Origin of the sequence: Temperatibacter marinus (genome assembly GCF_031598375.1) — a bacterium.
GTDB classification, from domain to species: Bacteria; Pseudomonadota; Alphaproteobacteria; order Sphingomonadales; family Kordiimonadaceae; genus Temperatibacter; species Temperatibacter marinus.
The window spans coordinates 50,776-76,109 of record NZ_CP123872.1 but is presented as its reverse complement, the minus strand read 5'-3'; the positions used below and the strand labels follow the sequence as shown (position 1 = coordinate 76,109).

23 protein-coding genes and 3 tRNA genes are annotated in these 25,334 nt (G+C 43.5%); 20 read left to right on the top strand and 6 right to left on the bottom strand.

Annotated features, from left to right (window positions below; genetic code table 11):
- Positions 1 to 7 precede the first annotated feature (7 nt).
- On the top strand, positions 8 to 493 hold the full coding sequence (locus QGN29_RS00415; RefSeq protein WP_310798663.1) for a dihydrofolate reductase: 486 nt from the start codon (positions 8 to 10) through the stop codon (positions 491 to 493).
- A gap of 1 nt (position 494) precedes the next feature.
- Here QGN29_RS00415 and QGN29_RS00410 read toward each other — a convergent pair whose 3' ends face one another.
- The gene (locus tag QGN29_RS00410) at positions 495 to 1,601 is read right to left on the bottom strand and encodes an Mrp/NBP35 family ATP-binding protein (RefSeq protein ID WP_310798662.1); all 1,107 of its coding nucleotides are present in this window, start codon (positions 1,599 to 1,601) and stop codon (positions 495 to 497) included.
- 167 nt (positions 1,602 to 1,768) lie between these two features.
- Between QGN29_RS00410 and hflK the strand changes: the two genes are divergently transcribed.
- From hflK to QGN29_RS00385, 6 genes are all read left to right on the top strand, one after another.
- A complete protein-coding gene (gene hflK / locus QGN29_RS00405) occupies positions 1,769 to 2,851 on the top strand; it encodes an FtsH protease activity modulator HflK (protein WP_310798661.1) in 1,083 nt (360 codons plus the stop codon).
- Between the two features lies 1 nt (position 2,852).
- Complete coding sequence (hflC, locus tag QGN29_RS00400) at positions 2,853 to 3,725, top strand: protease modulator HflC (RefSeq protein ID WP_310798660.1); 873 nt, start codon at positions 2,853 to 2,855, stop codon at positions 3,723 to 3,725.
- 66 nt (positions 3,726 to 3,791) lie between these two features.
- Entirely contained in the window at positions 3,792 to 3,926 is a 135-nt protein-coding gene (locus tag QGN29_RS14465) for a hypothetical protein (protein ID WP_375164721.1), read from the top strand.
- A gap of 73 nt (positions 3,927 to 3,999) precedes the next feature.
- Complete coding sequence (locus QGN29_RS00395) at positions 4,000 to 5,523, top strand: Do family serine endopeptidase (RefSeq protein WP_310798659.1); 1,524 nt, start codon at positions 4,000 to 4,002, stop codon at positions 5,521 to 5,523.
- A 122-nt stretch (positions 5,524 to 5,645) separates the two neighbouring features.
- Positions 5,646 to 6,929, top strand: coding sequence for a DNA recombination protein RmuC (locus QGN29_RS00390; protein WP_310798658.1), 1,284 nt, complete (start codon positions 5,646 to 5,648; stop codon positions 6,927 to 6,929).
- 53 nt (positions 6,930 to 6,982) lie between these two features.
- Positions 6,983 to 8,059, top strand: a complete 1,077-nt coding sequence (locus QGN29_RS00385) for a hypothetical protein (RefSeq protein WP_310798657.1) — start codon at positions 6,983 to 6,985, stop codon at positions 8,057 to 8,059.
- A 37-nt stretch (positions 8,060 to 8,096) separates the two neighbouring features.
- Here the strand turns inward: QGN29_RS00385 and QGN29_RS00380 are convergent, their stop codons facing one another.
- Positions 8,097 to 11,324, bottom strand: a complete 3,228-nt coding sequence (locus tag QGN29_RS00380) for an amidohydrolase family protein (protein WP_310798656.1) — start codon at positions 11,322 to 11,324, stop codon at positions 8,097 to 8,099.
- A 202-nt stretch (positions 11,325 to 11,526) separates the two neighbouring features.
- Between QGN29_RS00380 and QGN29_RS00375 the strand changes: the two genes are divergently transcribed.
- The 5 genes from QGN29_RS00375 (at position 11,527) to QGN29_RS00355 (ending at position 16,217) form a co-directional block, all read left to right on the top strand.
- Complete coding sequence (locus tag QGN29_RS00375) at positions 11,527 to 13,119, top strand: M20/M25/M40 family metallo-hydrolase (protein WP_310798655.1); 1,593 nt, start codon at positions 11,527 to 11,529, stop codon at positions 13,117 to 13,119.
- A 739-nt stretch (positions 13,120 to 13,858) separates the two neighbouring features.
- Positions 13,859 to 13,981, top strand: coding sequence for a hypothetical protein (locus QGN29_RS00370; RefSeq protein WP_310798654.1), 123 nt, complete (start codon positions 13,859 to 13,861; stop codon positions 13,979 to 13,981).
- A gap of 16 nt (positions 13,982 to 13,997) precedes the next feature.
- Positions 13,998 to 14,366, top strand: a complete 369-nt coding sequence (locus QGN29_RS00365; protein WP_310798653.1) for a GntR family transcriptional regulator — start codon at positions 13,998 to 14,000, stop codon at positions 14,364 to 14,366.
- Entirely contained in the window at positions 14,366 to 15,238 is an 873-nt protein-coding gene (locus QGN29_RS00360) for an ABC transporter ATP-binding protein (protein ID WP_310798652.1), read from the top strand. The genes QGN29_RS00365 and QGN29_RS00360 overlap by 1 nt, the downstream gene beginning before the upstream one ends.
- Positions 15,239 to 15,242: 4 nt before the next feature.
- Complete coding sequence (locus QGN29_RS00355) at positions 15,243 to 16,217, top strand: hypothetical protein (RefSeq protein ID WP_310798651.1); 975 nt, start codon at positions 15,243 to 15,245, stop codon at positions 16,215 to 16,217.
- 112 nt (positions 16,218 to 16,329) lie between these two features.
- Here QGN29_RS00355 and QGN29_RS00350 read toward each other — a convergent pair whose 3' ends face one another.
- Positions 16,330 to 17,562, bottom strand: coding sequence for a winged helix-turn-helix domain-containing protein (locus tag QGN29_RS00350; protein WP_310798650.1), 1,233 nt, complete (start codon positions 17,560 to 17,562; stop codon positions 16,330 to 16,332).
- 146 nt (positions 17,563 to 17,708) lie between these two features.
- Here QGN29_RS00350 and QGN29_RS00345 point away from each other — a divergent pair, with 146 nt between their 5' ends.
- Positions 17,709 to 19,184, top strand: a complete 1,476-nt coding sequence (locus QGN29_RS00345; protein WP_310798649.1) for a S41 family peptidase — start codon at positions 17,709 to 17,711, stop codon at positions 19,182 to 19,184.
- 51 nt (positions 19,185 to 19,235) lie between these two features.
- Here the strand turns inward: QGN29_RS00345 and QGN29_RS00340 are convergent, their stop codons facing one another.
- The 3 genes from QGN29_RS00340 to rlmB form a co-directional block, all read right to left on the bottom strand.
- Complete coding sequence (locus QGN29_RS00340) at positions 19,236 to 20,447, bottom strand: hypothetical protein (protein WP_310798648.1); 1,212 nt, start codon at positions 20,445 to 20,447, stop codon at positions 19,236 to 19,238.
- 107 nt (positions 20,448 to 20,554) lie between these two features.
- The gene (locus QGN29_RS00335) at positions 20,555 to 21,001 is read right to left on the bottom strand and encodes a cupin domain-containing protein (RefSeq protein WP_310798647.1); all 447 of its coding nucleotides are present in this window, start codon (positions 20,999 to 21,001) and stop codon (positions 20,555 to 20,557) included.
- A complete protein-coding gene (gene rlmB / locus QGN29_RS00330) occupies positions 20,998 to 21,882 on the bottom strand; it encodes a 23S rRNA (guanosine(2251)-2'-O)-methyltransferase RlmB (RefSeq protein ID WP_310798646.1) in 885 nt (294 codons plus the stop codon). The genes QGN29_RS00335 and rlmB overlap by 4 nt, the downstream gene beginning before the upstream one ends.
- A gap of 221 nt (positions 21,883 to 22,103) precedes the next feature.
- Here rlmB and QGN29_RS00325 point away from each other — a divergent pair.
- From QGN29_RS00325 to rplK, 7 genes are all read left to right on the top strand, one after another.
- Positions 22,104 to 22,188, top strand: a tRNA-Tyr gene (locus QGN29_RS00325).
- Positions 22,189 to 22,294: 106 nt separating this feature from the next.
- A tRNA-Gly gene (locus tag QGN29_RS00320) sits at positions 22,295 to 22,368 on the top strand.
- A 103-nt stretch (positions 22,369 to 22,471) separates the two neighbouring features.
- On the top strand, positions 22,472 to 23,662 hold the full coding sequence (gene tuf, locus QGN29_RS00315; protein ID WP_310798633.1) for an elongation factor Tu: 1,191 nt from the start codon (positions 22,472 to 22,474) through the stop codon (positions 23,660 to 23,662).
- A gap of 240 nt (positions 23,663 to 23,902) precedes the next feature.
- Positions 23,903 to 23,978: transfer RNA gene (locus tag QGN29_RS00310), tRNA-Trp, on the top strand.
- A gap of 48 nt (positions 23,979 to 24,026) precedes the next feature.
- Entirely contained in the window at positions 24,027 to 24,227 is a 201-nt protein-coding gene (gene secE, locus QGN29_RS00305; protein WP_310798645.1) for a preprotein translocase subunit SecE, read from the top strand.
- A gap of 10 nt (positions 24,228 to 24,237) precedes the next feature.
- Positions 24,238 to 24,774, top strand: a complete 537-nt coding sequence (gene nusG, locus QGN29_RS00300; RefSeq protein ID WP_310798644.1) for a transcription termination/antitermination protein NusG — start codon at positions 24,238 to 24,240, stop codon at positions 24,772 to 24,774.
- A gap of 130 nt (positions 24,775 to 24,904) precedes the next feature.
- Complete coding sequence (gene rplK, locus QGN29_RS00295; protein WP_310798643.1) at positions 24,905 to 25,333, top strand: 50S ribosomal protein L11; 429 nt, start codon at positions 24,905 to 24,907, stop codon at positions 25,331 to 25,333.
- Position 25,334: the final 1 nt, after the last annotated feature.

The following is a 25,334-nucleotide window of genomic DNA, read 5'->3' as shown; positions in this document are numbered from 1 at the left end:
ACCGAAAATGAAAATTTCAGTGATCGTAGCAGCTGATTCCAATTGGGCAATTGGCGGAAATAATGAATTGCTTTGGCATATCTCTGAGGACTTGAAACGATTTAAGGCAATCACACTTGGTAAGCCGATTGTCATGGGCAGAAAAACGTTTGAGTCAATTGGGCGGCCTTTACCGGGGCGTGAGAATGTGGTTATCACACGCAATAACCAGTGGCAGCACAAGGGGGTCACAGTTGTCTCAAGTCTAGAAGCTGCTTATGCTCATCTTTTCAAGCAAGATGAAATTATGATTATTGGAGGGGGCGAAATATACAAGCAGGCCCTGACAAAGGCTCATCGCCTCTACTTAACTAAAGTTGATCTTTCCGTGGATAATGCAGATACATGGTTTCCCGAAGTTGACGCAGGTGACTGGTCAGAAGTGACACGTATTGACGTGGCAGCCAGCGCTGGAACGCCGGCCTATAGTTTTATTGATTACGTTCGCACTTAGATTAGCTGAGTTTTTGTTCTAAGGCAGCGGCAACGGCCATATAGCTTTCAAAAATACTCTTTTCATCGCGAGATAAACTTGATTCATCCCTTGTCATAATCAGAGGTTGTCGATCAGCATTAATATCATCAGTCCTAAGGCTCATATGCAAAGGAATTTGTCCCAGCAGATCTGCGCCGTATTCACGCGCTGTTTCTGCAGCACCACCGTGACCAAAAATATGGCTTTCTTGACCGCACTTTGGACAAACAAAATGACTCATATTCTCAATGAGGCCTATGATAGGGATATCAACCATTTCAAACATCTTCATGCCTTTTCTAGCATCAAGAAGGGCTAAATCTTGAGGGGTTGAAACAATCACTGAGCCAGATAGTTTTACTTGCTGAGCAATAGAGAGTTGCACATCTCCTGTGCCGGGAGGTAAATCCAAAATCAATATGTCGGTTCCAGACCAGTCAACATCTTTAAAAAGTTGATTGATTGCGCCCATTACTTTTGGGCCGCGCCAGACAATAGGCTGATCATCGCCGACCATATATCCTATTGACATGGTTTTCATATTTTCAGTTTCAATGGGCTGAATAACACCGTCGATAATGGGCGGCCTGCCTGGATTAATATTCAAAAGTTTCGGTAAGCTGGGTCCAAAAATATCGGCATCCAGTAAACCGACATTATGGCCAAGGTTAGAAAGAGCCAAGGCTAAATTTATGGCGGTGGTTGATTTTCCAACACCGCCTTTGCCACTGGCAACAGCAATAATATGGCGCACGCCCTTGAGACCACCTGCAGAGGGTTTTGGGGCAGGTTTGGCCTTGGGTGTTGAAAAATCAGGCGCAGGTTTTAGGCCTGCACTCTTTGAGTGGCTAGACGGGCTTTGACGTTCTTGGGTTAAAACGACCGATACTGAGGTCACTCCGTCAAATTTACTAATCTGCTCTTCAATAGCCTCTCGCACTGATTCTGGCGATTGGCGGCCATTATATTGGGCTAAATCGATAATAATGCCGACTGAGCCGCCGTCCACAATGATGGCATTTAAGGCAGCATGTGACAGGATATTTAACTCAAGGATGGCTGTTTCAATGGTTTGTTTTTCTATCATGAGGACTTTTTATCAAAAAATGCAAAAAACTTGCGTGGTTAAGATTGATGTATAGCGGCTTCGGCCTTATATATCATTACTGAGTGCTATTGAAATCATTTTCAGTAGTGATTGCTTGCGTCAACATATAAAGCAAGCAGCGGGGAAAACAATACCGGAGAGAATATATGTCTTGGAACGGAAATAATGGTGGGGGTAATAACCCATGGGGCAACGGCGGCGGCCGTGGTCCTGGGGGCGGTAACCAGCCACCAAATATCGATGAAGTAATCAAAAAAGGACAAGAGCAGCTGAAGCAAGCCTTGCCGGGCGGCTTTGGCAGTATCGGTTTAATACTGCTTGTGATCTTAGGGCTGTGGTTAGCCAGTGGCTATTACAGCGTGAAACCGGACGAGCAGGGCGTAGTTCTCCGTTTTGGTCAGTATATAAAGACAACGGGTGAAGGGCCTCACTGGCATCTGCCTTATCCAGTTGAATCTGTCATCAAGGTGAATGTTACCCAAGAGCGATCGAACCAGATTGGAAGTGATTCTAATAATGGAACTCGAAATCAGCGCTACTCACGTGGATCTTCGTTGGACAGTAGTTTGATGTTGACTGGCGATAACAGTATTGTTGATGTGAAATTTTCTGTTGTTTGGAATATACGTGAAGCAGATAAATTTTTGTTTAACCTGAAGAATCCAGAGCAAGCTGTAGCGGATGTGTCTAAATCAGCCATGCGTGAAGTTGTCGGCCAAAACAAGATCGAAGACATTATCACGCGGTTGCGGGATAGTATCGAGCGCCAAGTGCAAACCAAAGTGCAGGAAACGCTTGATGGATATGCTTCTGGCATTTCAATCCGACGGGTTCAAATCTCTGCATCGAACCCCCCTGACGAAGTTGTCGAAGCTTTCCGCGATGTTCAGCGTGCGACCGCTGACCGGGAGAGAGCTGTGAACTTAGCGGATGCTTATAAGAATGAGATTATTCCTCAAGCGAATGGTGAGGCGTCACAGTTAACTCAGCAAGCGGAAGCCTACAAAGCGGAAGTGAAAGCCCGTGCAGATGGTGAAGCGGCACGTTTCTTGTCGGTTTATAATGAATATGTCAAAGCCAAAAATGTCACACGTAAACGGATTTATCTTGAGACGATGGAAGAAATTCTTGCAGGGATGGATAAAATCATCGTTGAAGGCGGAAAGAATGGATCTGGTGTTGTCCCTTATCTTCCGTTGAATGAATTGAAGAAAAAGAAGGAGAATTAAGATGAAAACCAAATCAATTATAAGTCTAATTCTGCTTGTGGTTCTTCTCTTCGTCGGGTCGGCGTCTTTATTTGTGGTAAATGAGACACAACAAGCGATTGTGCTCCGTCTTGGTCAGATGAACAGGCTGGAGATGAATGCAGGGCTTCATTTTAAACTGCCATTTGTTGAAGAAGTTGTACGTCTAGAGCGACGCATGCTTAATCTTGATGCAGCGGAAACTGAAGTTGTTGCTGCGGATCAAAACCGGTTGATTGTGGATAGTTTTGCACGGTTCAAAATTGTGGATCCACTCAAAGCATACCAAACAGCGCGTTCAGACCAGGGACGTTCTGCTCTTCTTGAGCGGATCTTGATGTCAAGTTTGCAGAAGGTGATTGCTGAGAATACAATGCCTGATATTGTCACCAATAAGCGGGCAGAAATCATGGACCGTATTGCTGTTGTTACTAACGAAAATGCGAAAGAAGTTGGTCTTGAAATCATCGATGTTCGACTTAAACAGGTTGAAGTACCAACAAACAACCGCGAAAAAATCTTCCAGCAGATGAAAACTGAGCGGGAGCGTATTGCCCGTGAGCAGCGAGCTCTTGGTCAATCTGAAGCGGTGACGATCCGCGCGAATGCGGACCGTGAAGCTGCGGTGATTCGTGCTGATGCGCGCAGAACAGCATCGATCACTCGAGGTGAGGCGGATGCCTATGCTGTGCGAGTTTTCGCTGAAGCTTTCGGTAAAGATGAGGATTTCTTTGAATTCTATCGCACAATGCAGACCTATAAAAAAGCACTCGGAAAGTCAGATACAACGCTTGTCCTGTCACCGGATAGTGAATTTTTTAAACTGCTGATGAGCGGTGGCAAAGTGAAGAAATAATAGAGACTTTCCTTGAACTGGGATCTTTTGATAACAGCCTTAGGCCTCGCTCTTTTTATTGAGGGCGTGGCCTATTCTCTACTCTCACGCAGTATGATAGAGCGTCTTGTCGCGCTTCTTGAACACTCTGACGCAAAGAGGCGGGCCCTGGGCTTGACCTTGGCAGGGATTGGTGTACTGCTTATTTATGCAGCCAGGTGACTATGGTTAGGCCTTCACTAAGGGAGGGGCTTTGCAACGACTGCAAAGAAGTAAAATAAAATAGGAGTTATTAGTGAATAATCGTTATAAACAACATGCAAAAGCAAAAGCGATTACAATTCAAAAACAACAGAATTGGATGGTAAAATTATCATTGGGTTTCCTGTTGGTCATTTCATTGATTGCAACAGCGGCCTTGCAAGCGCAAGCGACTGTTCGTGGTGCTCCTGACAGCTTTGCTGATCTGGTCGAGAAACTTCAACCCGCTGTGGTTAACATCTCGACAGTGATTAAAAGAAAGCAGACAAGAAATCCGCGTATGCCTAAAGGCAATGATTGGCTTGATAATGAAATGCTTGAAAGATTTAAGGATCGGTATTTTGATTCTGAGCCAAGAGAATCTCGCTCTTTAGGATCTGGTTTCATCATAAGCGCAGACGGATATGTGGTCACCAATAATCATGTTGTAAAAGACGCTTCAGAAATAACGATACGAATGGTCGATGGCAAAGAATATAAAGCTGTGATCAGGGGCCGTGCTGAAGAGGTAGATCTGGCCCTACTTAAAATAGAATCTGATGAAAAATTCCCTTTTGTGAAATGGGGCGATAGTGACAGTGTTCGCGTTGGTGATTGGGCATTGGCTATTGGAAATCCTTATGGGTTTGGCGGCACTGTAACAGCAGGCATTATTTCTGGTAAAGCGCGTCGTCTGTCCAATACAAGAGAAAGCACCTATGATAACTACCTTCAAACGGATGCTCCGATCAATAGAGGAAACAGTGGTGGGCCTCTCTTTAATATGAACGGTGATGTTGTTGGTGTTAACACAGTTATCATTTCCACAACAGGCGGCAACATCGGCATTGGCTTTTCAATTCCTGCAAGTGATGCCCAGCGTGTCATCGGGCAGTTGAAAGAATATGGTAAAACGCGCCGTGGATGGTTGGGCGTCTCTATCAGAGCTTTGGATAAAGATCTCGCTGAAGCCATGGGTTTAGACACAGTCAATGGTGCAGTGGTTTCTGAAGTTGTTAAAGATGCACCGTCAGATAAAGCTGGTGTGAAAGTAGAAGACATCATTGTTTCTTGGGACGGAAGAAAAGTTACAGAGAAAGATAATCTTCCGCGCCTCGTTGCAGCGACCCCTGTTGGGAAAACGGTGAAGATGGAAATCTTACGTCGTGAAGGCGAAGAGTTCAAAAAGATGACTTTAGATGTCAATACAGGTGAATTGAAATCAGAAGAAGCTGTAGATATTGTGGGTCAGCGCGACAGTGAGGAAGACGAGGAAACGCCAACAAGTGTTGAAGGCATGCAGCTTGCTAAATTAAATGGTGAGTTAAAACGTCGCTTCCGTCTCGGTGAAGGAGCAGAAGGTGTCTTAATCTTGCGTGTAGATCCCCGTTCAGCGGCGCGCAAAGCAGGATTATCGGCAGGGATGACAATCCTGAAGGTGCAGTTCAGAGATGTCGAGCTTCCATCTGAGGTGGAAAGTCGCATTGAAGAACTTCGTGAAGATGATAAGAAAAGTATTGTCCTTTACGTGCAGACCCGAGAGGGCAGCAAAGTCATGGTCCCTCTGAAGCTTCAGTAGTTGTTTCCATAGAATAGAAATGATCAAGCCCGGTTCGCCGGGCTTTTTTTTATGGAAATAATGCGTTTCCTTTTTGTTCTTGTGTGCTATGTATTTTACGATCTATCCAGAGGGGATTTTTTATGGATGTCATATCATATTTCAGTGTCGGCCTTTCAGGCCTTGCATGTCTTCTTGCAGCGTTCATTCTCTTAAAATTAAAACATAATGAGACACACTCAAAAGCCGGCGATACTTCTCAAGTTCAATCCCTGATAAAGCTTGAGATGCGGATGGAAGAACTGATGAAGGGACTGCAATATCTCAATAAAGACTTCCGAGAAGAAAACCAAAAGCTCAATAAAGAACAGCGCACAGAAGTGAATGCTCGCCTTGATGCTTTGGGTAAAAGCCAAGAAGAACGATTGAATTTGCTTGCTGAAACCATTCGGAAATTAGGCGCCGATCAAGGGGAGCAGCAGCTTAAGTTCAGAGATGGCCTAGATAAGAATATGAAACAGCTTCGTGAAGAAAATAGTAAGAAGCTGGATGACATGCGCAAAACTGTTGATGAGCAGCTGCAATCAGCGTTAGAAAAGCGCTTAACAGAGAGCTTTAAAACTGTTTCGGAACGCCTTGAGAGTGTTCACAAGGGGCTTGGTGAAATGCAAGTTCTCGCTTCAGATGTGGGTAGCTTGAAGCGCGTCCTCACCAACGTGAAGTCCCGAGGCGGATACGGCGAAGTCCAATTATCCATGCTCATTGAAGATTTCCTTGGCAATGATCAATTCGTGACCAATTATGATTGCGGCAAACCAAGTGGCGGTGAGCGGGTAGAATTTGGCATTAAAGTCCCCGGCATGGAAAAAGATGTTTATTTGCCCGTGGATGCTAAATTTCACCGCGAAGATTATGATCGCTTGCTTGATGCTGCAGAAGCAGGGGATACGAATGCACTTAAAAAAGCTTCTGAGGATTTGGAGCGGGCTATAATCCGTTCAGCTAAGGATATTAGTAGTAAATATATCAATCCGCCCTCTACAACTGAGTGGGCTATTCTTTTTGTCCCAACTGAAGGTCTGTACGCAGAAATACTCCGCCGTCCTGGATTATTTGAACGCTTACAACGCGAATTCAATGTCACCATCGCAGGGCCAACAAATTTACAAGTCATGCTGTCAACCTTCCGTATGGGCTTTAGGCAGTTGGTGCTTCAGGATAGAGCCAATGATGTTTGGGATGTTCTTGGTGCTGTGAAGCGCGAGTTTGAAAAATACGGCGATCAAGTTCAGAGTATTTCAAAAAGCCTGGATGCAGCCCAGAATCATGTAGCGAAATTAGATACCCGGAAAAATGTGATGCTGCGTGCGTTAAAGACCGTTGAGACTGTTTCAGAGCAAAGGTCAGACCAATTACTGGAAGAATAGAGCCGTATTTTATTTTTTAAGATAAATTATTAATTTTTTTATTGGATCATTTTATGAAAATTTTGTTGTGGATTAGTTTCCTAGCACTGATTTTTACCATCCCTGCACAAGGGACCCTGAAAGGTAAAGATCGATTTAAGAAGTTAGTATCAGAATATGTGAAAGCCTCAAATCAAACGCATTATTATAAAACGCGCACGACCAAGAGGCAGCGAACTTTAGCACAACTTAGAAAAGAGCGATATCTTGCACGACAGCAGGGGAGACGACTGGCTATCAAAGACTATTCTCAGGACATTCAAAAATTTATCCAGAAGGAAGCAAAGCGACTTCAAAAGGTTGAGGATCGTCAGACAGGCAAGCTAAACAAGCTCGTTGAAAAATATAATCGGATAAAAAAACTGGATAGATTGAGCCAAGATTTTTTAGTCTATATAACGGCCGTTATTGATATTAAGAATAGAGACTATGACAGCGCCTTTGCAACACTAAAGGGATTGCTTGAAAAGAAATCTCCTATTGTGGCTGTATGGCCAACTTACTTTGAATATTTTTACCAAACTGCCTATCTTACAGGCCGAACGGACTATGCGCTATGGGGCTTGAAAGTCCATCGTAGCAAGGCCACAAAAGTTGAACCGCATACACTTTATATTGAAGCAGAGCTCTTAATTCGGAAAAAGCGATTGAAGCAAGCCAGTGAACAACTGGAAAAGGGCATAGGCTTTTATAAGGAAAAGAACTGCCCTGTTGAACCTAGATATGCACAGCTTTTGCAAGAGCTACAATCTAAGAATTATTCAGGTATTGTCTATAGTATGCTAGCCTCGAAAAAATATTGGGGCCATAATCCCTTAATTGGCGCCTCATTAAAGCCTGCCTATATGGAAGATGCCCTTATTCCCAAAAAGAAACGCTATCAATATAAGCCCGGCTCTGTCACGACTTCAATGGTAATAGATCCGACTGGTCTTGTCACCTGTACCGTTGCCACAAAATCCGATCCAGGCGTAAAGATATTAGAGATTAATGCCAGGCGTGCAGTGAAGAAGTTTTTATATTATCTCGACGAAAATGATCCCCAAAAGGGATGGATTTATAACCAAACATTTGTGATTTCCTTTCAATAAAATAAAGGGGCTGTCACGCCCCTTTATTTTGATCATTTTATCTTATCTCGCTTTCAGCTTTGCCCTGCCAATAGAAAGGGCGCTGTTTATGGTTACCTGTGATGGTTTCATTGAGGTTCGTATCATAAAGACGCCCATTCAACATAATTCGATGAATATTGTCTGTATTGAAAATATCCTCAAGGGGATTGGCGTCTAAGATTAATAAATCAGCAAGTTTTCCCTTTTCAAGTGACCCTAAGTCATCTTCCATCCCCATATAGCGTGCCGGATTAATAGTCGCGGTTTGCAGAACTTCCATCTCGGTCATCCCGCCTAATTTATATTGCCACATATCCCAGTGACTGCCGAGACCTTCTCTCTGACCATGGGCACCAATGTTAACTGTCACACCCCGTTTCATCAGTTCCTTGGCGACTTTGACTTGTTGAAAGAAACCGTAATCAGAATCGGGACCGGCAAGGCGTCTTACAGAGGCTGCTTGAAGCATTTTAGGCGGAACAAAGTTAGAAAGAATTGGGTGCTTCCAAACATCACTATGTTGATAAAAATAGGTTTCGCCCTGCATAGCACCGAAACCAACGTTCACAGTGGGTGTATAGCCCACATTACTCTGCGACCAATATTGATAGACATCTTCGTAGGCATCTTGGACAGGGATGTTGTGTTCAATCCCTGTGTTGCCATCAGCAATCATATTCATATCCATATGATAGAGAGATCCCCCTTCAGCAACAACCATCATGCCTTCACGGCGTGCTGCTTCTACAACCTGCTGGCGCTGATTACGCCTTGGCTGGTTATAATTTTTGACAGAAATGGCGCCTTGAGCTTTTAATCGCCTGACTGCTGCAAGAGCATCTTCCATGCCATTAATATTAACCCAATAACTAGATTTGGCACCATATATAATCTCGGCCGTTGAATAAATGCGGGGGGCAACAATTTGACCAGCCTTTTGATATTCAGCTGCGGCAAAGGCAAGCTTTGCAACACTTGATGGATTATGGACGGTGGTTACACCTAAAGCCAGATGACCCTGAACGTCCCAGTTTTGTTGAGGAATGGTATCGCCTGTGCCGTAGGGCCCGTGTGCGTGAATATCAATAATTCCGGGAATGATTGTTTTCCCGCGTGCATCAACGGTTTTAGCGCCTGCTGGAATTTCAATGGACCCGGTTTCACCAATCGCAACAATTCGATTGCCCTGGACAAGAACAGTGCCGTCTTCGATGACGGACTTGGTAGCATCCATGGTTATTAAGCGAGCCCCTTTAATCGCCAATAAAGTGGAAGGTTTGTCTGTGGTCACTTGCATGGAGAGATCACGCCCATCAGAAGGGGCAATGAAATCTTTTTTAAAGGCCTCCTCCACCTTCGCAGATTTTAGTGTTGCGCCTATGGACCAGTGGATTTTTTTTCCAGAAGAGTCCCATCCTTGATAGAGTGCACCGTCCTTTGATATTCTTGCGATAGGGATACCGCTTGTCTGTGTCCCTAAAGTAATTTTTGCACCAGTTTTGGGCAGAGGGGCCACATAGGTATGATAGTTGGCAATCCAGCTTACATGGGTTCCATCAGGCGAGAGGATAAATCTGTTAGCATATTGTGCGCTAGCGTGGGTACGTATATCAAACCCGCCTTTAGTGACAGATTTTAGGTGCCCGCGACTGGTAAAATAAACTCGACCATTGGGTCCCTCATGAGGATGACTGCCCGAGGATATGATTTTTGTCATTTCTCCGCCTTTTGCAGCCATAGAATAAAGGCCCGAGTTAAGTGTCCCTGCGGCAGTCAGGAGGGCAGAGCGTCCTTGCTTTTTGAAATAAAGGGTTTTTCCGTCTTTTGAGACAGAGAGGTCTGCATAGCGTCCCGCTTTCTTTGATAGAATTTTTGATTTCCCACCCCGAGCTTTAATACCTCTTATCTGCCCAAGGTCTGTGTCATCCCAAGTCGAGAAGTAAACAGCTGCCCCATCATTGCTCCAGACGGGATGCATTTCGTGATGAGTGCCTTTATCTTTCGTAAGTCTTTTTGTTTTGCCGTCTGGTCCTTGAAGCCATAACTTGCCAAGGCTTTCGAAGACGACATATCGGCCATCAGGCGACGGCGTTGCAAAGCGGACCATTTTTGTCTTAAAGCTCTCCGGAGCCACATCAACTTTATACTGCGGGGCTGGATAGAGTGTGCGTTCGTCCTTAACGCGGAAAGGAATGGTTTTTACGACACCGCTGACCACATTAATTCGTTGAATTTTTCCCTTTGCCCAAAAAATGAGAGACTGTCCATCCGGGGTCCAATCCATATTGGGATAGACGCCCTGAACAGCCCATGTTTCTTGCATGTCCTGATCCATAGTGTCATGGATCATACGCTCTTCTCCAGTTTCAAGGTCTCTTATAAACAAGCGACTATCAGCGCGGACACGTCTGATAAAAGCAAGATATTTCCCATCAGGACTTGGTGTCGCACGGACAGCACCGCCAGCCCCTCCAGCAACTGTTTCGATATCTCCAGTTGAAAGATCCACAGCCTTGATGTTGAAAATTTCCTTGTTGGTATCTTGTGAGTAGATGAAACGGTTTCCAGATGTTACGTTCTGGGTATAATAGATTTTTTCACCATCGGCGGAAAACATAGGTTCACCGAGTTCTTTTTGATAGGCCTTGTTTGGTCGTTTCACAACAGGCAATCCATTCCCACCTTCTATATGATACATCCAAATTTCGCCGGTTCCTAGAGACCGCGAGGTTGTAAAATGTTTGCGCGCTGCGATGTAGTTGCCATCTTTAGACCAAGTAGGGTTGTTTAGGAGCGTGAATTTCTCTTTGGTAATTTGATAGAGGTTTTTTCCCTCTAAATTCATTGTCCATATATTGTCCCCACCTGCACGATCACTTGTAAAGGCTATTCTTTTGCCATCTGGACTAAAACGTGGTTGCATATCCCACTGCATCCCAGAAGAAATATTTCGAGCTTTCCCGCCTTCTATCGGCATCAGATAAATATCGCCCAAAAGATCAAAGGCGATCATTTTACCGTCAGGACTCACATCCAAACTCATCCATGTCCCTTCCGTTACATCAAGAGTGGCTTTTGTGGCTTTAACAGAAAAATTTGGTTTCTTCACTTGCCAATTTTTATCTTTAGTTGGGCTTTTGACTGTTGTTGAAATAGTCTTGTTAGGGGCCTCCAGTGCAACAGCAGGTAGCGCAATGCTGAGGGCAATACTTGTCATAAGACCATTTTTGATTTTCGAATACATCTTTATCTCCCCGTGAATTTTCTAAAAAGAGGATAGGGCGGGTCAGTATCGCAATCAAGTTAAGTTTAGATGATTTTTCATCCAAAACAACGACGGGAAGGTGAGGCTAGTGTTATATCCAATTTCCTATTCATAGAATTGATTTTCTATGATAAGAATTTAGAGTATTCTATGAATTGAAAATATATCAGTGGGAGAGGTTATGTTTAAGAAATTTATGCTGACTGCTCTGGTCGCAGCTTCAGTGACAGGGACAGTTAATTCAGCGGAAAAAATTGATTTAGAAGTGATGACAGCCATTCGGCATGAAGGATTTGTCAACTCTCAAGTCATGAAAACGTTAACACATCTTACCGATAAGATTGGCAGTCGCCTCACAGGGAGCCCTGCCATGCGGGAAGCCAACGATTGGACTCTGGCTAAGCTTCAAGAGTGGGGATTGAAAAATGCCCATCTTGAACCGTTTGATTTTGGAAGGGGTTGGACATTTGAGCATGTTTCTATTGCCATGACAGCGCCAAAAGTTGTCAGTCTTCAAGGAATCCCTGTGAGCTGGCATCCTGGAACGCAGGGGGAAATTGAAGCTGAAGTCATTCATATAAACACCAGTAATTTAGCAAATCTGAAGAAATATGAGGGGAAGCTGAAAGGCAAGATTGTTGCAATAAGTAGTAAGAAAAAAATCAGAGATCCTCGTGAGAAAATGAAAGAACGACTCTCTGAAGATCGACTAGATGAAATGACAGCCTTTAAAGTCCCTAATAAGGTAGGGGAAGAATTATTCCCCATTGATATGTTTGCAAGCATGATCAATAAGGCTGGAAAGATTGATGCTTTTCTTAAGAAGGAGGGGGCTTTGGCCTCTGTGAACGGCAGTTGGCGAGATGCTGCTCTTATTAATGCAACGGCTTATAATCTTAGGAAAGGCTTTACCCCAGAAATCCCACAAGTGATGTTGTCCGCAGAAAGCTATAATCGAATTCTACGCCGCCTTGAAAACGGAGAACCGGTAAAGATTAAGATGAATGTAGGGGCGACCTTCTACGATGCAGACCCGAATGGATATAACACCATTGCAGAAATTCCAGGGTCTGGTCGAAAGAAATCTGAAATCGTTATGGCTGGTGCACATTTAGATAGTTGGTTTATGGGAGACGGTGCCGTAGATAACGGCGCGGGTGTTGCAGTTGTGATGGAGGCCATCCGTATTCTGAAAGCCTTGAATATCAAACCAAAGCGGACCATCAGAGTAGGTTTATGGAGTGGAGAAGAGCAAGGCCTCTATGGGTCGCTAGAGCATGTCTTTAAACACTATGCTGATTTCCCTAAAGCTGATGTGGAAAGCCGTAAAAGAATGGCACCGACTTTCCAGCGTGACTTTAAGGCAGCTCCAAGCGTGAAAAAGGCTCATGAGAAATTTTCCGTCTATTATAATCTTGATAATGGATCGGGTAAAATTCGCGGCATTTATGCGGAACATAACAGCGCTGCGGCGGCGATCTTTAAACAATGGTTAGCGCCATTTAAAGATTTGGACGCGAAGACAGTGACATTAAATAGAACCTCAGGGACTGATCATCTGTCTTTTCAAATGATAGGGTTACCGGGCTATCAGTTCATTCAAGATCCTTTGGATTACGGTTCACGTCTTCATCATACGCAGATTGATGTGATTGATCATGTTGAGGAAGCAGATCTGAAGCAGGCCTCTGTAATTATGGCAGCCTTTATTTATAATGCCGCCATGCGGGATGAGAGGATGCCTCGAAAGCCAATGCCTAAGGCGAGACAATAATCTAGATTAGGTAAAAGTGTGTATTGAATACCAATGGAGGATTGACAGTCAGTGTCAGTCCTCTTTTCTGTTGCGGCTTGCAAGTTGAATAGCTGATAAGGTGGCTGTATTGTGTCTTTCTTCTATTGCTAGGGCCGAATCACGGCACAAATAGACATGATATTGACGAGGTAATACACCTTATTAGTCGCAGTAATACACTAATAGGACACCTGTTATATAAAAATACTAAATCAATATAATTTAAATAATACAATAAAAACATAAAGTTAATAGTTTTTATGATCGCAGGAGTGCATTTTTTTCTAAAAGGAGCGTTGACATTATCGAAGTAGTGTACTACATAACTAATACACCGACGCGGTAGAGCACTAAAACAGATATAAATCAGGTTCTCAGAAAAACCGACGCGGCAATGAATAAGAGGGTGAAGAAGCCCCAAGTTACAAGAGAGGTCATAAGGCCCGAGTGACGACAGCGAGGACGAAACTGGCGAGATAGTGGAAAACCACACCGCCCAATATAAAGAACCCAAAAGGGTCGGACTGCATGAGGAAGAAATCAAATCTCTTCTGAATGTGAACTAAAAAAGGGGAGCCACAAGGCTTGTACGACAGAAGCAAATCTGGCTCCCTCTTTTAACTGGATCAAAAGATCACTAAAGTGGCAGATCCCAATAATAACAAAGTGGCAAAACAATAATGATATAAGCCACAACCAAATAAGCGAGGACACTACAATGTACAGAAATAAATACAGACATATCCGCCGCGAGATTAGGCGCTCTCGTCGTGCAGCAGAAAGAACCCCTGCAGTGCGCTCTTCTGCGAACCAGTCTGCTTTCCTAGTAACAGTATCATAACCTAAGGGAGAAACACATGAAGCCGGAATGGACAGATGATCAGCCCATCTACCGACAGCTCCGCGATAAAGTCGCGGCTGCTATCGTGGAAGGCGCTATCGGTGAAGGTGAAAACCTACCCTCAGTTAGAAATATTGCAGTAGAAATGCAGATTAACCCAATTACAGCATCGAAAGCTTATCAGGAGTTGGTTATGGAAGGTCTTATTGAAAAGAAACGCGGTCTCGGCATGTATGTTGTCGATGGTGCTCGTGAAAAACTATTGGTCAACGAACAAGAAAAATTTATTAAAGAAGAGTGGCCGCGCATCGTAGAGACAATTTCACGTCTAGGCCTTGATGTGAAAGTTCTTCTTGATGGTGCAAATGCGAAGAGGGGGCACTAATGACACAACCAGTAATTACAGCTAGAAATTTGTCAAAAAGCTTTGGTTCTTTCCATGCCTTAAAAGGGGTAAGCTTTGATGTGCCTGAGGGCCGCATTGTCGGCGTTATCGGTGCTAATGGCGCTGGTAAGACAACGTTGCTGAATGCAATTTTGGGCCTCTCTGCTTGTGAAGGTGAATTGTCAGTTCTTGGCCTAGATCCAAAGAAAGATAGAGATGCCTTAATGCAGGATGTTTGCTTCATAGCGGACGTTGCCACACTCCCGAAATGGATGAAAGTGAGCGAAGTCTTAGAATATGTTGAAGGCGTACATCCTAAATTCGATCGCTCCAAAGCTGAAGACTATCTGAAACGCACAACAGTGCCAATGGACCGCAAGATAAAGGCTTTGTCTAAAGGGATGACTGTCCAGGTGCATTTGGCTGTTGTCATGAGCATTGATGCAAAAGTCTTGGTTTTAGATGAACCCACACTTGGCCTTGATATCATCTTCAGAAAGAATTTTTATAGTGACCTTCTGGAAGAATATTTTGACGAGGAAAGAACAATTTTAATCACAACACATAATGTGGAAGAGATTGAGCATATTCTCTCAGATGTAATTTTCATCAGAGACGGTCAAATCGTTTTGAATGAAGAGATGGATACACTCTCTAGTAGCTATATTGAGTTGATGGTTGATAAAGGCAAGGAAGCGGATGCTGAGAGTATGAAGCCCGTGAGTCGCGGTGCCACATTCGGAAAGAAAACCTTTATATACAAAGGGGCAGACCGTGAAGCTCTCAACGCATTAGGCGAAACACGCCGCCTGGGACTTGCAGATATCTTTGTCGCGACAGTTGGCGACAGTCAAACAGTTGGAAAGGAGTAGGGTAATGACAACAACACAAAAAATATCAGCCCTTATTAAGCGCGAATTCCTAGATGGTAAAGGGGGCTATTTATATACGCCTCTTGTGATTATAGCCATCATTGCAGGCACATCGCTTATCTCCCTTATTTTAGGGAACGAACCTATTAGATTTGATGAGTTCACCATGGGTGAAGCCAGTGAAAAGTGGGACAATCTTGGAGAGAATGGCAAGGAAGCAATAGGATATATCCTTTCTTTCATGTTCCTTATTTCCTCTGCAGCCCTTTGGATTGCTCTTCCATTTGTGATGTTCTTCTCTCTTCTTGGGACTCTGTATGAAGATCGTCGTGATAAGTCTATCTTATTCTGGAAGTCGATGCCTGTCTCAGACGCCACAGAAGTTTTGGTCAAGTTCTTTACCTCTACGTTGATGGCTATGGGTATCTTTTTCGCCGCTGCAATTGTCTTGCAGTTGTTTACCGCAATTGTTTTAACAATCTTCTTTGGAATTCAAGGGGCTCCTATCTCAGTATTCTGGCCTGTGGGACAGATCATTGAGAGTTGGTTTGTGGTAATCCCAAGTCTACTGTTGGTATTCTTGTGGACAGCGCCGATTTTTGGATGGTTGATCTTTGTATCATCTTTTTCCAACCGGATGCCTTTCATGTATGCAGTCGTGCCTATCGTTGTCCTTGCTATTCTTGAAGCGACAATGTTTGAAAGCACACAGTTTATCGAAGCTTTCGCTCAGCATGTCGCCGTAGGGTTTGCTGAAGGGGTCGAGTATACAGCACAGATTATGCATGCTGAAAATGGAAGCATCCACTTGGATATTGATAACGAAGAAAGTGCAGCTGCAATGCTTGCCTCGATCGATAGCTTCAAAGTATCAAATATGTATGCTTATGCTTTCTCTCAGGTGAAATTCTGGGTCGGTCTTTTGATCTCCGGCGGGTTCATCTACGGCGCAATTGAGTTCAGAAAGCGCGCGGCTTAAAGAGCCATAACGACGGTCCTGTCTTTCCTCCCTGACTAATATGATGGGACCAAAAAAAAACCACCGGCTTGCCGGTGGTTTTTTTCTATCAACATTGGGATTTTATTAATATCTAACACTCAGTAATGCCTGTAATTTTTTGCTTCAAAACAGTACATAATTGATTAGCCTGCTCACGATCCCCAGAATTTCTCAGAATAGCTGCTAGGCGTTTTGTCGCTTCTGGTTCAAAGGGCGAAATTTGGAGCGTACGTCGATACCAAATCTCAGCTTCATGAACAGCACCAGTCTTTTCTTTTTTATGACCAATTAAAATTCCTAATGCAGCTTGCCAAGGCCCAACTCGTTGCGGTTCGATATCATACACATCATCCATTGTTTTAAATGCTCGCTCTAACATCTCTAGGCTTGCAGTATTATTACCTTGTATGTCATGAATTTCGCTCAGGTTTATCATTGCTTCCCAAGCTTTATCATCAATTTTTATTGCACGAGCATACATATTTTTAGCTTCTACCAATCGATTCATTGTTGAATAAGTAAGTCCTAGTGATTTTAGGGCATCAGCATTATTGGGGTCAAGGCGCACAGCCCTCTTTGCTAGAGCTTCTGCTCGTTTCAAAGTGACAATAGCCTCAGAAGTTTGATAGAAATTACGATCGAGGGATTCTTGAACACTGTTGGCGCCTTTTAGACCATTTGGCCACCTTATGACACGTTGAACCAAAGCATTAGCAAGCCCTGCACGGGCCATTATATGTTCACTATCCATCGCTAATATTTTTTCATAAAGAGCAATAGCTGCTTCATTCTCTTGCTGGGTAAATCGCATATACAAATCATCTGCCCTCAAAGCCATTCTTTGTATCGCTGTCTTGTCTTCAAGTGGGGCTTCACCAGAGCCGCCTGAAATATAAATCATGGAGATAACCAAGACGATGCTGAAACTTACGATAGCCAGTTTCAGAGAATTATTCAGCCAAGGACTTTTAGCTGATACTGGTATCTCTACAGAAGATATTATCCTATAACCCCTTTTGGGCAACGTTTCGATATAGATAGGGTTTTTAGCATCATCATCAAGGGCACGGCGCAAACGAGATACTGTTCTTGCTACAGTATCTTCATTTACAATGACATCAGGCCATAAAGTTTGCTCTATTTCTGTGCGCGACAATACAGCTCCTTCTGATTCAATTAACAGCAGTAACAGTCCCATAACTTTGGGTTCAACAGTTACTGAGCTCTCTGGTGATTGCATATGGCCTGTGGTTGGAAAAATGGTCCATTTTCCCAGTACGAATGAATGATGATTATAAAAAATATCTGTTTTACTATCCGACATAGAAACAAGGTACCTAAAAAAGGTATTCAATAACAAGCCTTTATTCCTGTCAGGATTTTGTCAGGAATATAGGAAGTTAAGAACATGGTTGTAAAATATAAAATTGTTTAAAGGATAGCCTTAAAATACAGCGAAGGAACAACAAAATGCAATTTATAAAAAATACATGTCTATGCTTAATAATACTATTTATAATTACAACAAAACATACTCATGCTGATGAGAATCCTTCTCATCAGATGTTAACAGTTACACAGTTACAATCTGATTTTGATGCATTGTATCAAAGGCTTAAAAACGCCCATATCGATTTATATGCTCACACAAATAAAACCGCATATGACAATTTTTTTAGCAGTATTAAGTCTGATTTAAATAAGCCCATGAGTAGGCTTGAGGCTAAGGTGTTGTTTCAGAAATTTGTAGCTTTTGGGAAAGTTGCTCATGCGAGAATTGATTTTCCAGAAGTGGAATATCAAGAATATCGTCAAGCAGGAGGCAAAATATTTCCTATATTTCCCCGAATAATAGAAGGTAAAACTTATGTTTCTGAAAATTATTCAGAAAACAAATATATAAAAATTGGTGACGAAATTCTATCCGTAAACAGCAAAGCTATATCATCTTATTTAGCAAAGTTATCAAAACACATTTCTGCGGATACTCAATATATTGCCGACTCTATTTTGGAATTCTCTTTTCCTAAATATCTTTGGTTGGAATACGGTGAAATTAATAGCTTTGATTTAATACTAAAATCACAAACAGGCCACATTTATAAAGCCTCTATAAAAAGCTTAGCAAAATTAGATACCCCAGAGAATCGTAGCTTTTTCACTTTAAGCCCGACAGACCGTGTCGTGAAGATGCTGACTGATAGCGTTGGATATTTTCGACCTGGACCGTTTTATAATGCAGAAAACCCATCTCAACTTTGGAATTCTAAATACTTCATAGAGTTTTTAGATAAAGCGTTTGAAAATACTTTCACGAAAAAGGCTAAAAAACTTATCATAGATTTACGCTTAAACCCTGGTGGGGATGTTTCTTTTAGCGATCCGATTATTGCTTGGTTTGCAGATAGGTCTTTCAAGTTCAACTCCTCGTTTAAAGTTAAATCAAGTCATGAAGCCGACATAGCAAATCAAAAGAGACTTGATGGTAGACCTGTTGATAAAAATAGCATCTCCTATCGATACGCTAAGCATTATAATAAAACGCCCTATGGAGATTTTTTTAACCTAGATTTTTCGAACGTGAAACCCAGAGAGGGGGACTTATACAAGGGTGAAGTATATGTTTTAGTCAATAGACACTCATTTTCGAATGCCGTCACGTTTGCATCAATAGTTCAAGATTATAAGTTTGGTATAATAGTTGGGGAAAAGACATCTGATATGGCTACTACATATGGGGCTATGGAAACCTTTACCCTTCCAGAAACAAAAATTTCTGTTGGCTTCCCGAAAGCACATATTGTCAGACCATCAGGTGAGCTAAAAAATGACGGTGTTAAACCTGACTGGACGATTACATCTCCAATCGTTCAAACTCAAGAGGATGTTGTGTTGAATAAATTACTAGGGATGATTGTTGAAAAAACTAAACAAAGCAACAATTAGCCTGCAGATTGTGCCAAAAATAAAAACCACCGGCTTGCCGGTGGTTTTTTTTCATCGAGGTCTCAATTCATACCGAAGTGTAAACCCATAGGTCCATGGCTGAGGGGATAAAGCGCGTTCAGTGGCCAGAAGAGATCTTTTTGCGGCAAAATTTATATACTGACTTAAATGAGATACTGAAGGGTCAAAAGCCGACTGAACACAGGCTGCAGTGCCGCTGTCATCAAATGTTATGGCGGCGACCGCCATGCCTTTTTTAAAAAGGGAGACATGCTCAGAAGGCATGCGAGGAATTCGGTGAAAGGCAAGAGAATCTTTGAAGGAAGCAAAAGGATTTACTAAGGGGCTGTCATGACCTAACAATAAATTCGATTGCCCTGATGTTTGAAGGAAATAGGTGAAACGCGGCTCAATCCTGCATCCTTCTGCTGAATAAGCATCTCGACCTTTTTTTATCCAAGCTAGACTCTGATCAATATTCTCATAAATGTAATAAGCTTCTCCAAACATATAATTAATATAGAATGGCAAGATGGTATTTGCTGGAAGAGCATTTGCTAAAGCTTCTGCCTTTAGTAAATTTTGAGTGAGTAAAGCTAAGGATATCCTTTGAAGGTAGATATCTCCTGAGTGTAAAAGGTGAGGAGCTTCACTCACAGCATCCTCGATCATACGATAAGATTCTTCATAATTCCCTTTAAATAAAGCGATTTGGCTATGAATAAAAGATGAAAACCCAGATACGCTTGAGGGGCTATGGGGGCCCATTTCAAGGTTGGTCAATACTTGACCTAGTTTTTGGATGTATTCTGAACGAGAAGATGCATATTGGCTTTTTTGAAAAGTGAAAAGGGAGGTATATTCCATAGGATAGTCTAAGTAGTGCAGAGGTGATCTCTGCTTAGTCAGGTTTTTTTGGAATCTGTTGAAACTCTGCCTCAAAATTCGTGCTTTCCCTCTATAACTCTCAACTGGCCAGTTATATTTTTTAAGGGACATATATTCTCTAGCAGCCTCTTGAAGGACTCTCCCACTTGCAGAATTCTCGCTCAGAAGGGATATGTTCAAAGAGGGAAGGATGAAATAGGACTGTTTATGAGCAGAGAGGAATAAAATAGCATCCGTCTTATCTGTCGTGCCAGCCCCTTCAGCGTGACTTGGGTAACTGAGGCTCGCCAATATGGAAATCAGAGCGATTGTCGCGGTGGCAGCCCATGAGACCGACTGACTTATTGTCTTCGATATAAATAAAACCTGCTTCATCATGTCTTCCTTTACACAATACTGAAAGGAAGCAGAATAGAAGAAAGTCACTTAATAATTGTTTAAAGCAATTATAGATCGTATTTTAGGGTATGAGGGTGGCTAAATTATAGTGAAGGTGTCCAGCCTTCTTCTGCCATGACAAACCCTTCAAATTGAAACTCGGGGCTTACAACACAACTGACCAATGTCCAATCATTGGCATTTTGCCCAGCACAACGAGCAGCTTGCCAGTGCCGAGCCGGAACAGTAAATTGTAGAACCTCATTCCCCATGAAGTCGTTGCCAAGTTTAATGGTTTTAGAAGCTTTTCCTTCGGCGTTAGCGACCAGAAGGTCGAGGGGGCTGCCTGCATGCCAGAACCAAAGTTCGTCACCATCAGTTGTATGCCAACGGCTTTGAAGGCCTGAAGGAAGGATGAAGTAGATTGCACTAGCAGTGCCACGCTTGCCCCCTTCAAGTTTCACATCACTGCAGTAGGTTCGCTTGTAAAACCCCCCTTCAGGGTGCGGTTCCATCTGTAATTTCCGTGCGATCTCTTCAATTCCTATCATGAGGTCTGTCCTAATTCATACAGTGCAATGGCGGCTGCTGTAGCAACATTTAAGCTTTCAACGCGGCCCGTCATAGGAATTTTTGCAATGATATCACACTGTTTGCGTGTCAGGTCTCGCATGCCACGCCCTTCATTACCCATCACTAGAGCGATTTTTCCGTTCGAATCTATCTCTCTTAAAGATGTGTCCGTGTCCCCGTCTAATCCCACAACCCAAAAGCCCTTATCTTTTAAATCGTCGAGAGTTGCCGCTAAATTACCAATTCTTAACCACGGGAGGCTTTCAAGGCCACCAGCTGAGGTGCGCGCAATGGTGCCATTCTCCAGAGGGCAATTTCTATCAGGTGTGATGAGGGCATGAGCGCCGAGGGCCGCACCTGCACGCAAGCACGCTCCGACGTTTTGGGGATCTGTGACTTGATCTAGGATAAGCATAAGCTGGCGATCGCCCGCTTCGTTAAAATCTTCAATTGACTTTTCTCGAAGGGGTAAGACCTCTAGAAGGATACCTTGATGTGGGCTATCAGCAGGGACATGTTCCTTAAAAAGGTCTGTGCTCTTGACGCCGTCAACACGCAATCCTGGACGAATGGCCATCAGGTGTTCGGCCTTTACTAAGGCCTTCTCAATACCGATCAATCGCAAGCAATCTCTGTCCTCATTCTTAAGTGCAGCTTCAATAGCGTTTCTACCAAAGATGAAATAGCTTCCTTTTTTTAGATGGGGAAGCTTGGCAGATACAGTTTTCGGTTTTTGAGGCCGTCCTTGTTGAGGTTGATTCTTTGATGCCGTGCTTTTGCTTGATGCTTTAGGTGGTTTTGACGGTTTTTTACCCTGTTTCAGTAATTTCTTTTCAGTGCGTGATGGTTTGCGTGCCATAGAATTAAACCCTTTAAGAAGGCTAGAAATTAAGCCAATTTGAGATGCTTATAGCGGGGAAAAACCCATTCGTCATTCTCAATGTGAAGAAGGCGGGGTAAAAAAAATGCGCATTTCTTTCAACTTCGTATTGACACGGGCAAAATAATACGCATATTGCGCTCACCGTCGCACTGAAAAGTGTGGGCAGTTTGAAAGCTTTTCAACTGCCAGAAAATAGTGGAGGGGTGGCAGAGCGGTTAAATGCACCGGACTGTAAATCCGGCCTCTTAGAGTACACTGGTTCGAATCCAGTCCCCTCCACCACTATTTTCCTTCCTCTTGGCTCATTATTAAATGAGGCTTACCACTGGAAGGGTTTGTTGTTGCTCCTACGTTTACGGCGTTTTAGTGGCAATGTACTGAGTATAATGCGGGTGTAGCTCAATGGTAGAGCAGAAGATTTCCAATCTTACGACGAGGGTTCGATTCCCTTCACCCGCTCCAGATTTAACTGATCAACAGCTATGTTGGCTGGTGATCAAGAGCTAACAAGACACTGCCCATGCTAGGCGCAGGGACTGTGTGAAGTTTGAAAAGGATTTAGACAATGTCTAAGGAAAAGTTTGAACGTACCAAGCCGCACTGTAACGTTGGTACAATTGGTCACGTTGACCATGGTAAGACAACGCTTACAGCTGCGATCACCAAAGTATTGGCTGATGCTGGGATGTCTGATGCAGTTGATTTTGCAAATATTGATAAAGCTCCAGAAGAGCGTGAGCGTGGGATTACGATTTCTACAGCCCACGTTGAGTATGAGACAGAGAACCGCCACTATGCGCACGTTGACTGTCCAGGTCACGCAGATTATGTGAAGAACATGATCACGGGTGCTGCTCAGATGGATGGTGGTATTCTTGTTGTAAACGCAGCGGACGGCCCAATGCCACAAACACGTGAGCACATTTTGCTAGCGCGTCAGGTTGGTGTTCCAGCGCTTGTTGTTTTCTTGAACAAAGTTGATCAGGTTGATGACGAAGAGCTTCTAGAACTTGTTGAGATGGAAGTTCGTGAGCTTCTTTCAGAGTATGAGTTCCCTGGTGATGATATTCCGATTATTGCTGGTTCAGCGCTTGCTGCTCTTGAGGGCCGTGATGCTGCAATTGGTAACGATAAGATTCTTGAGCTGATGGCAGCTGTTGATGAGTATATTCCACAGCCAGAGCGTGCTGTTGATGGTGCTTTCTTGATGCCTGTTGAGGATGTGTTCTCGATTTCAGGTCGTGGTACAGTATGTACAGGTCGTGTTGAGCGCGGTATCGTTAAAGTTGGTGAAGAGATTGAAATCGTTGGTATCAAAGATACAACAAAAACAACGGTTACAGGTGTTGAGATGTTCCGTAAGTTGCTTGATCAAGGTGAAGCAGGCGATAACATTGGTGCGCTTCTTCGTGGTGTTGCCCGTGACGACGTTGAGCGTGGTCAGGTTCTAGCACACGTTGGTTCAATCCAGCCGCATACAACATTTAAAGCAGAAACATACGTTCTGACAAAAGAAGAGGGTGGTCGTCACACACCATTCTTTGCAAACTACCGTCCACAGTTCTACTTCCGTACAACTGACGTAACAGGTAGTGTTGAGTTGCCAGAAGGTACAGAAATGGTAATGCCAGGGGATAACGTATCTTTCAAAGTTACCCTGATTGCACCGATTGCTATGGACGAAGGTCTACGTTTCGCTATCCGTGAGGGTGGTCGTACTGTAGGTGCTGGCGTTGTAGCTGAAATTCTCGAGTAATCGAATCTAAAGAATGAGGCGAGCTTTTAAGCTCGCCTCTTTTTTTTGCGTAAAGTCTAGAAGAAAGATTGTTGCGCAGAAAAGCGGTGAGACTGATGTGATGTTAAGGGAAAGATAGCTGTCCGGAGGGATTGTCGTTTTTTATTAACAGGATATGCAGAAAAGACTTGCATGAAACGCTTCAGTTCCCTATACCGCGCGTCTGACGGTTGCACATTTGTAATCGTCACCTATTTATATAGGGGTGTAGCTCAGTTGGTAGAGCACCGGTCTCCAAAACCGGGTGTCGTGGGTTCGAGTCCCTCCGCCCCTGCCAATAAATGATAAAATGCTGATGAAAATCAGTTTGGTTAAGGACAAAGATATGGCTGAAGGCAAAAAGACATCACCCGGCGAATTCGTGCGTCAGGTCCGTCAAGAAGGCTCTAAGGTTGCTTGGCCATCTGCTAAGCAAACAAACACAAGCTCTGTGATGGTATTCATCATGGTGGTTATTATGGCTAGTTTCTTTGTACTTATTGATACAATTCTCGGTAGTGCAGTATCTGCTCTGCTTGGGTTCTAGGGGATTTATTGTGGCTAATGCACGGTGGTATATCATTCATGCTTACTCTGGCTATGAGAAGAAAGTAGCGGAAGCAATTAAGGCTGAAGCAGTTCGCAAAGAGCTGGATTCTCTTGTTGATGACGTGATTGTCCCAACTGAAGAAGTTTTTGAGGTGCGCAAAGGTAAAAAGGTTGCGTCTGAAAAGAAATTCTTCCCTGGCTACGTATTGATCAAAATGATCATGACAGATGATACCTATCACCTTGTTAAAGATCAGTCCAAAGTAACAGGATTCCTTGGAAACCAAAACCGCCCGCAGCCGATCAGCAATGCTGAAGCGGCGCGCATTCTGAATCAAGTCGAAGAAGGGGTGGATCGTCCACGTCCAAATATTACCTTTGAAGTTGGTGAAGAAGTGAAGGTTGTTGATGGTCCGTTTACAAGCTTTAACGGATCTATTGAAGAAGTTGACGAAGACAAGGCTCGCTTGAAAGTTTCTGTCTCAATCTTTGGTCGTGCGACCCCAGTTGAGTTGGATTATGTTCAGGTGGAGAAAGTCACGTAGTCTATTGGAATTTACGCGCTGCATGCAGCGTGTGAGTAGTGTGGGAGGTCTGCCATTCAGACCGCACCACGCACTTTTATAAAGAAGCAAGCTTATGGGTTTGTTTCTATAACATTGAAAGGATAGTCAAATGGCTAAGAAAATCGACGGTTTTCTAAAGCTGCAGGTGCCTGCTGGACAGGCCAACCCATCGCCACCAATCGGTCCGGCACTGGGTCAGCGCGGTATTAATATTATGGAATTCTGTAAGGCGTTTAACGCAAAGACACAGAAGATGGAACCTGGAATGCCAATTCCAACCATCATTACTGTCTATGCTGATCGCTCTTTCACTTTTGAAACAAAAACACCACCAGCAAGCTATTTCATTAAGAAAGCAGCTGGCCTTAAGTCTGCGTCTAATCATCCTGGACGTGAGGTAGCGGGTTCTGTATCACGTGATCAAGTTCGCGAAATTGCAGAAGCTAAAATGGTTGACCTTAGTGCGAATGACATCGAAGCAGCTATGCTGATTATCGAAGGTTCTGCTCGCTCTATGGGCATTGAAGTGAAGGACTAGT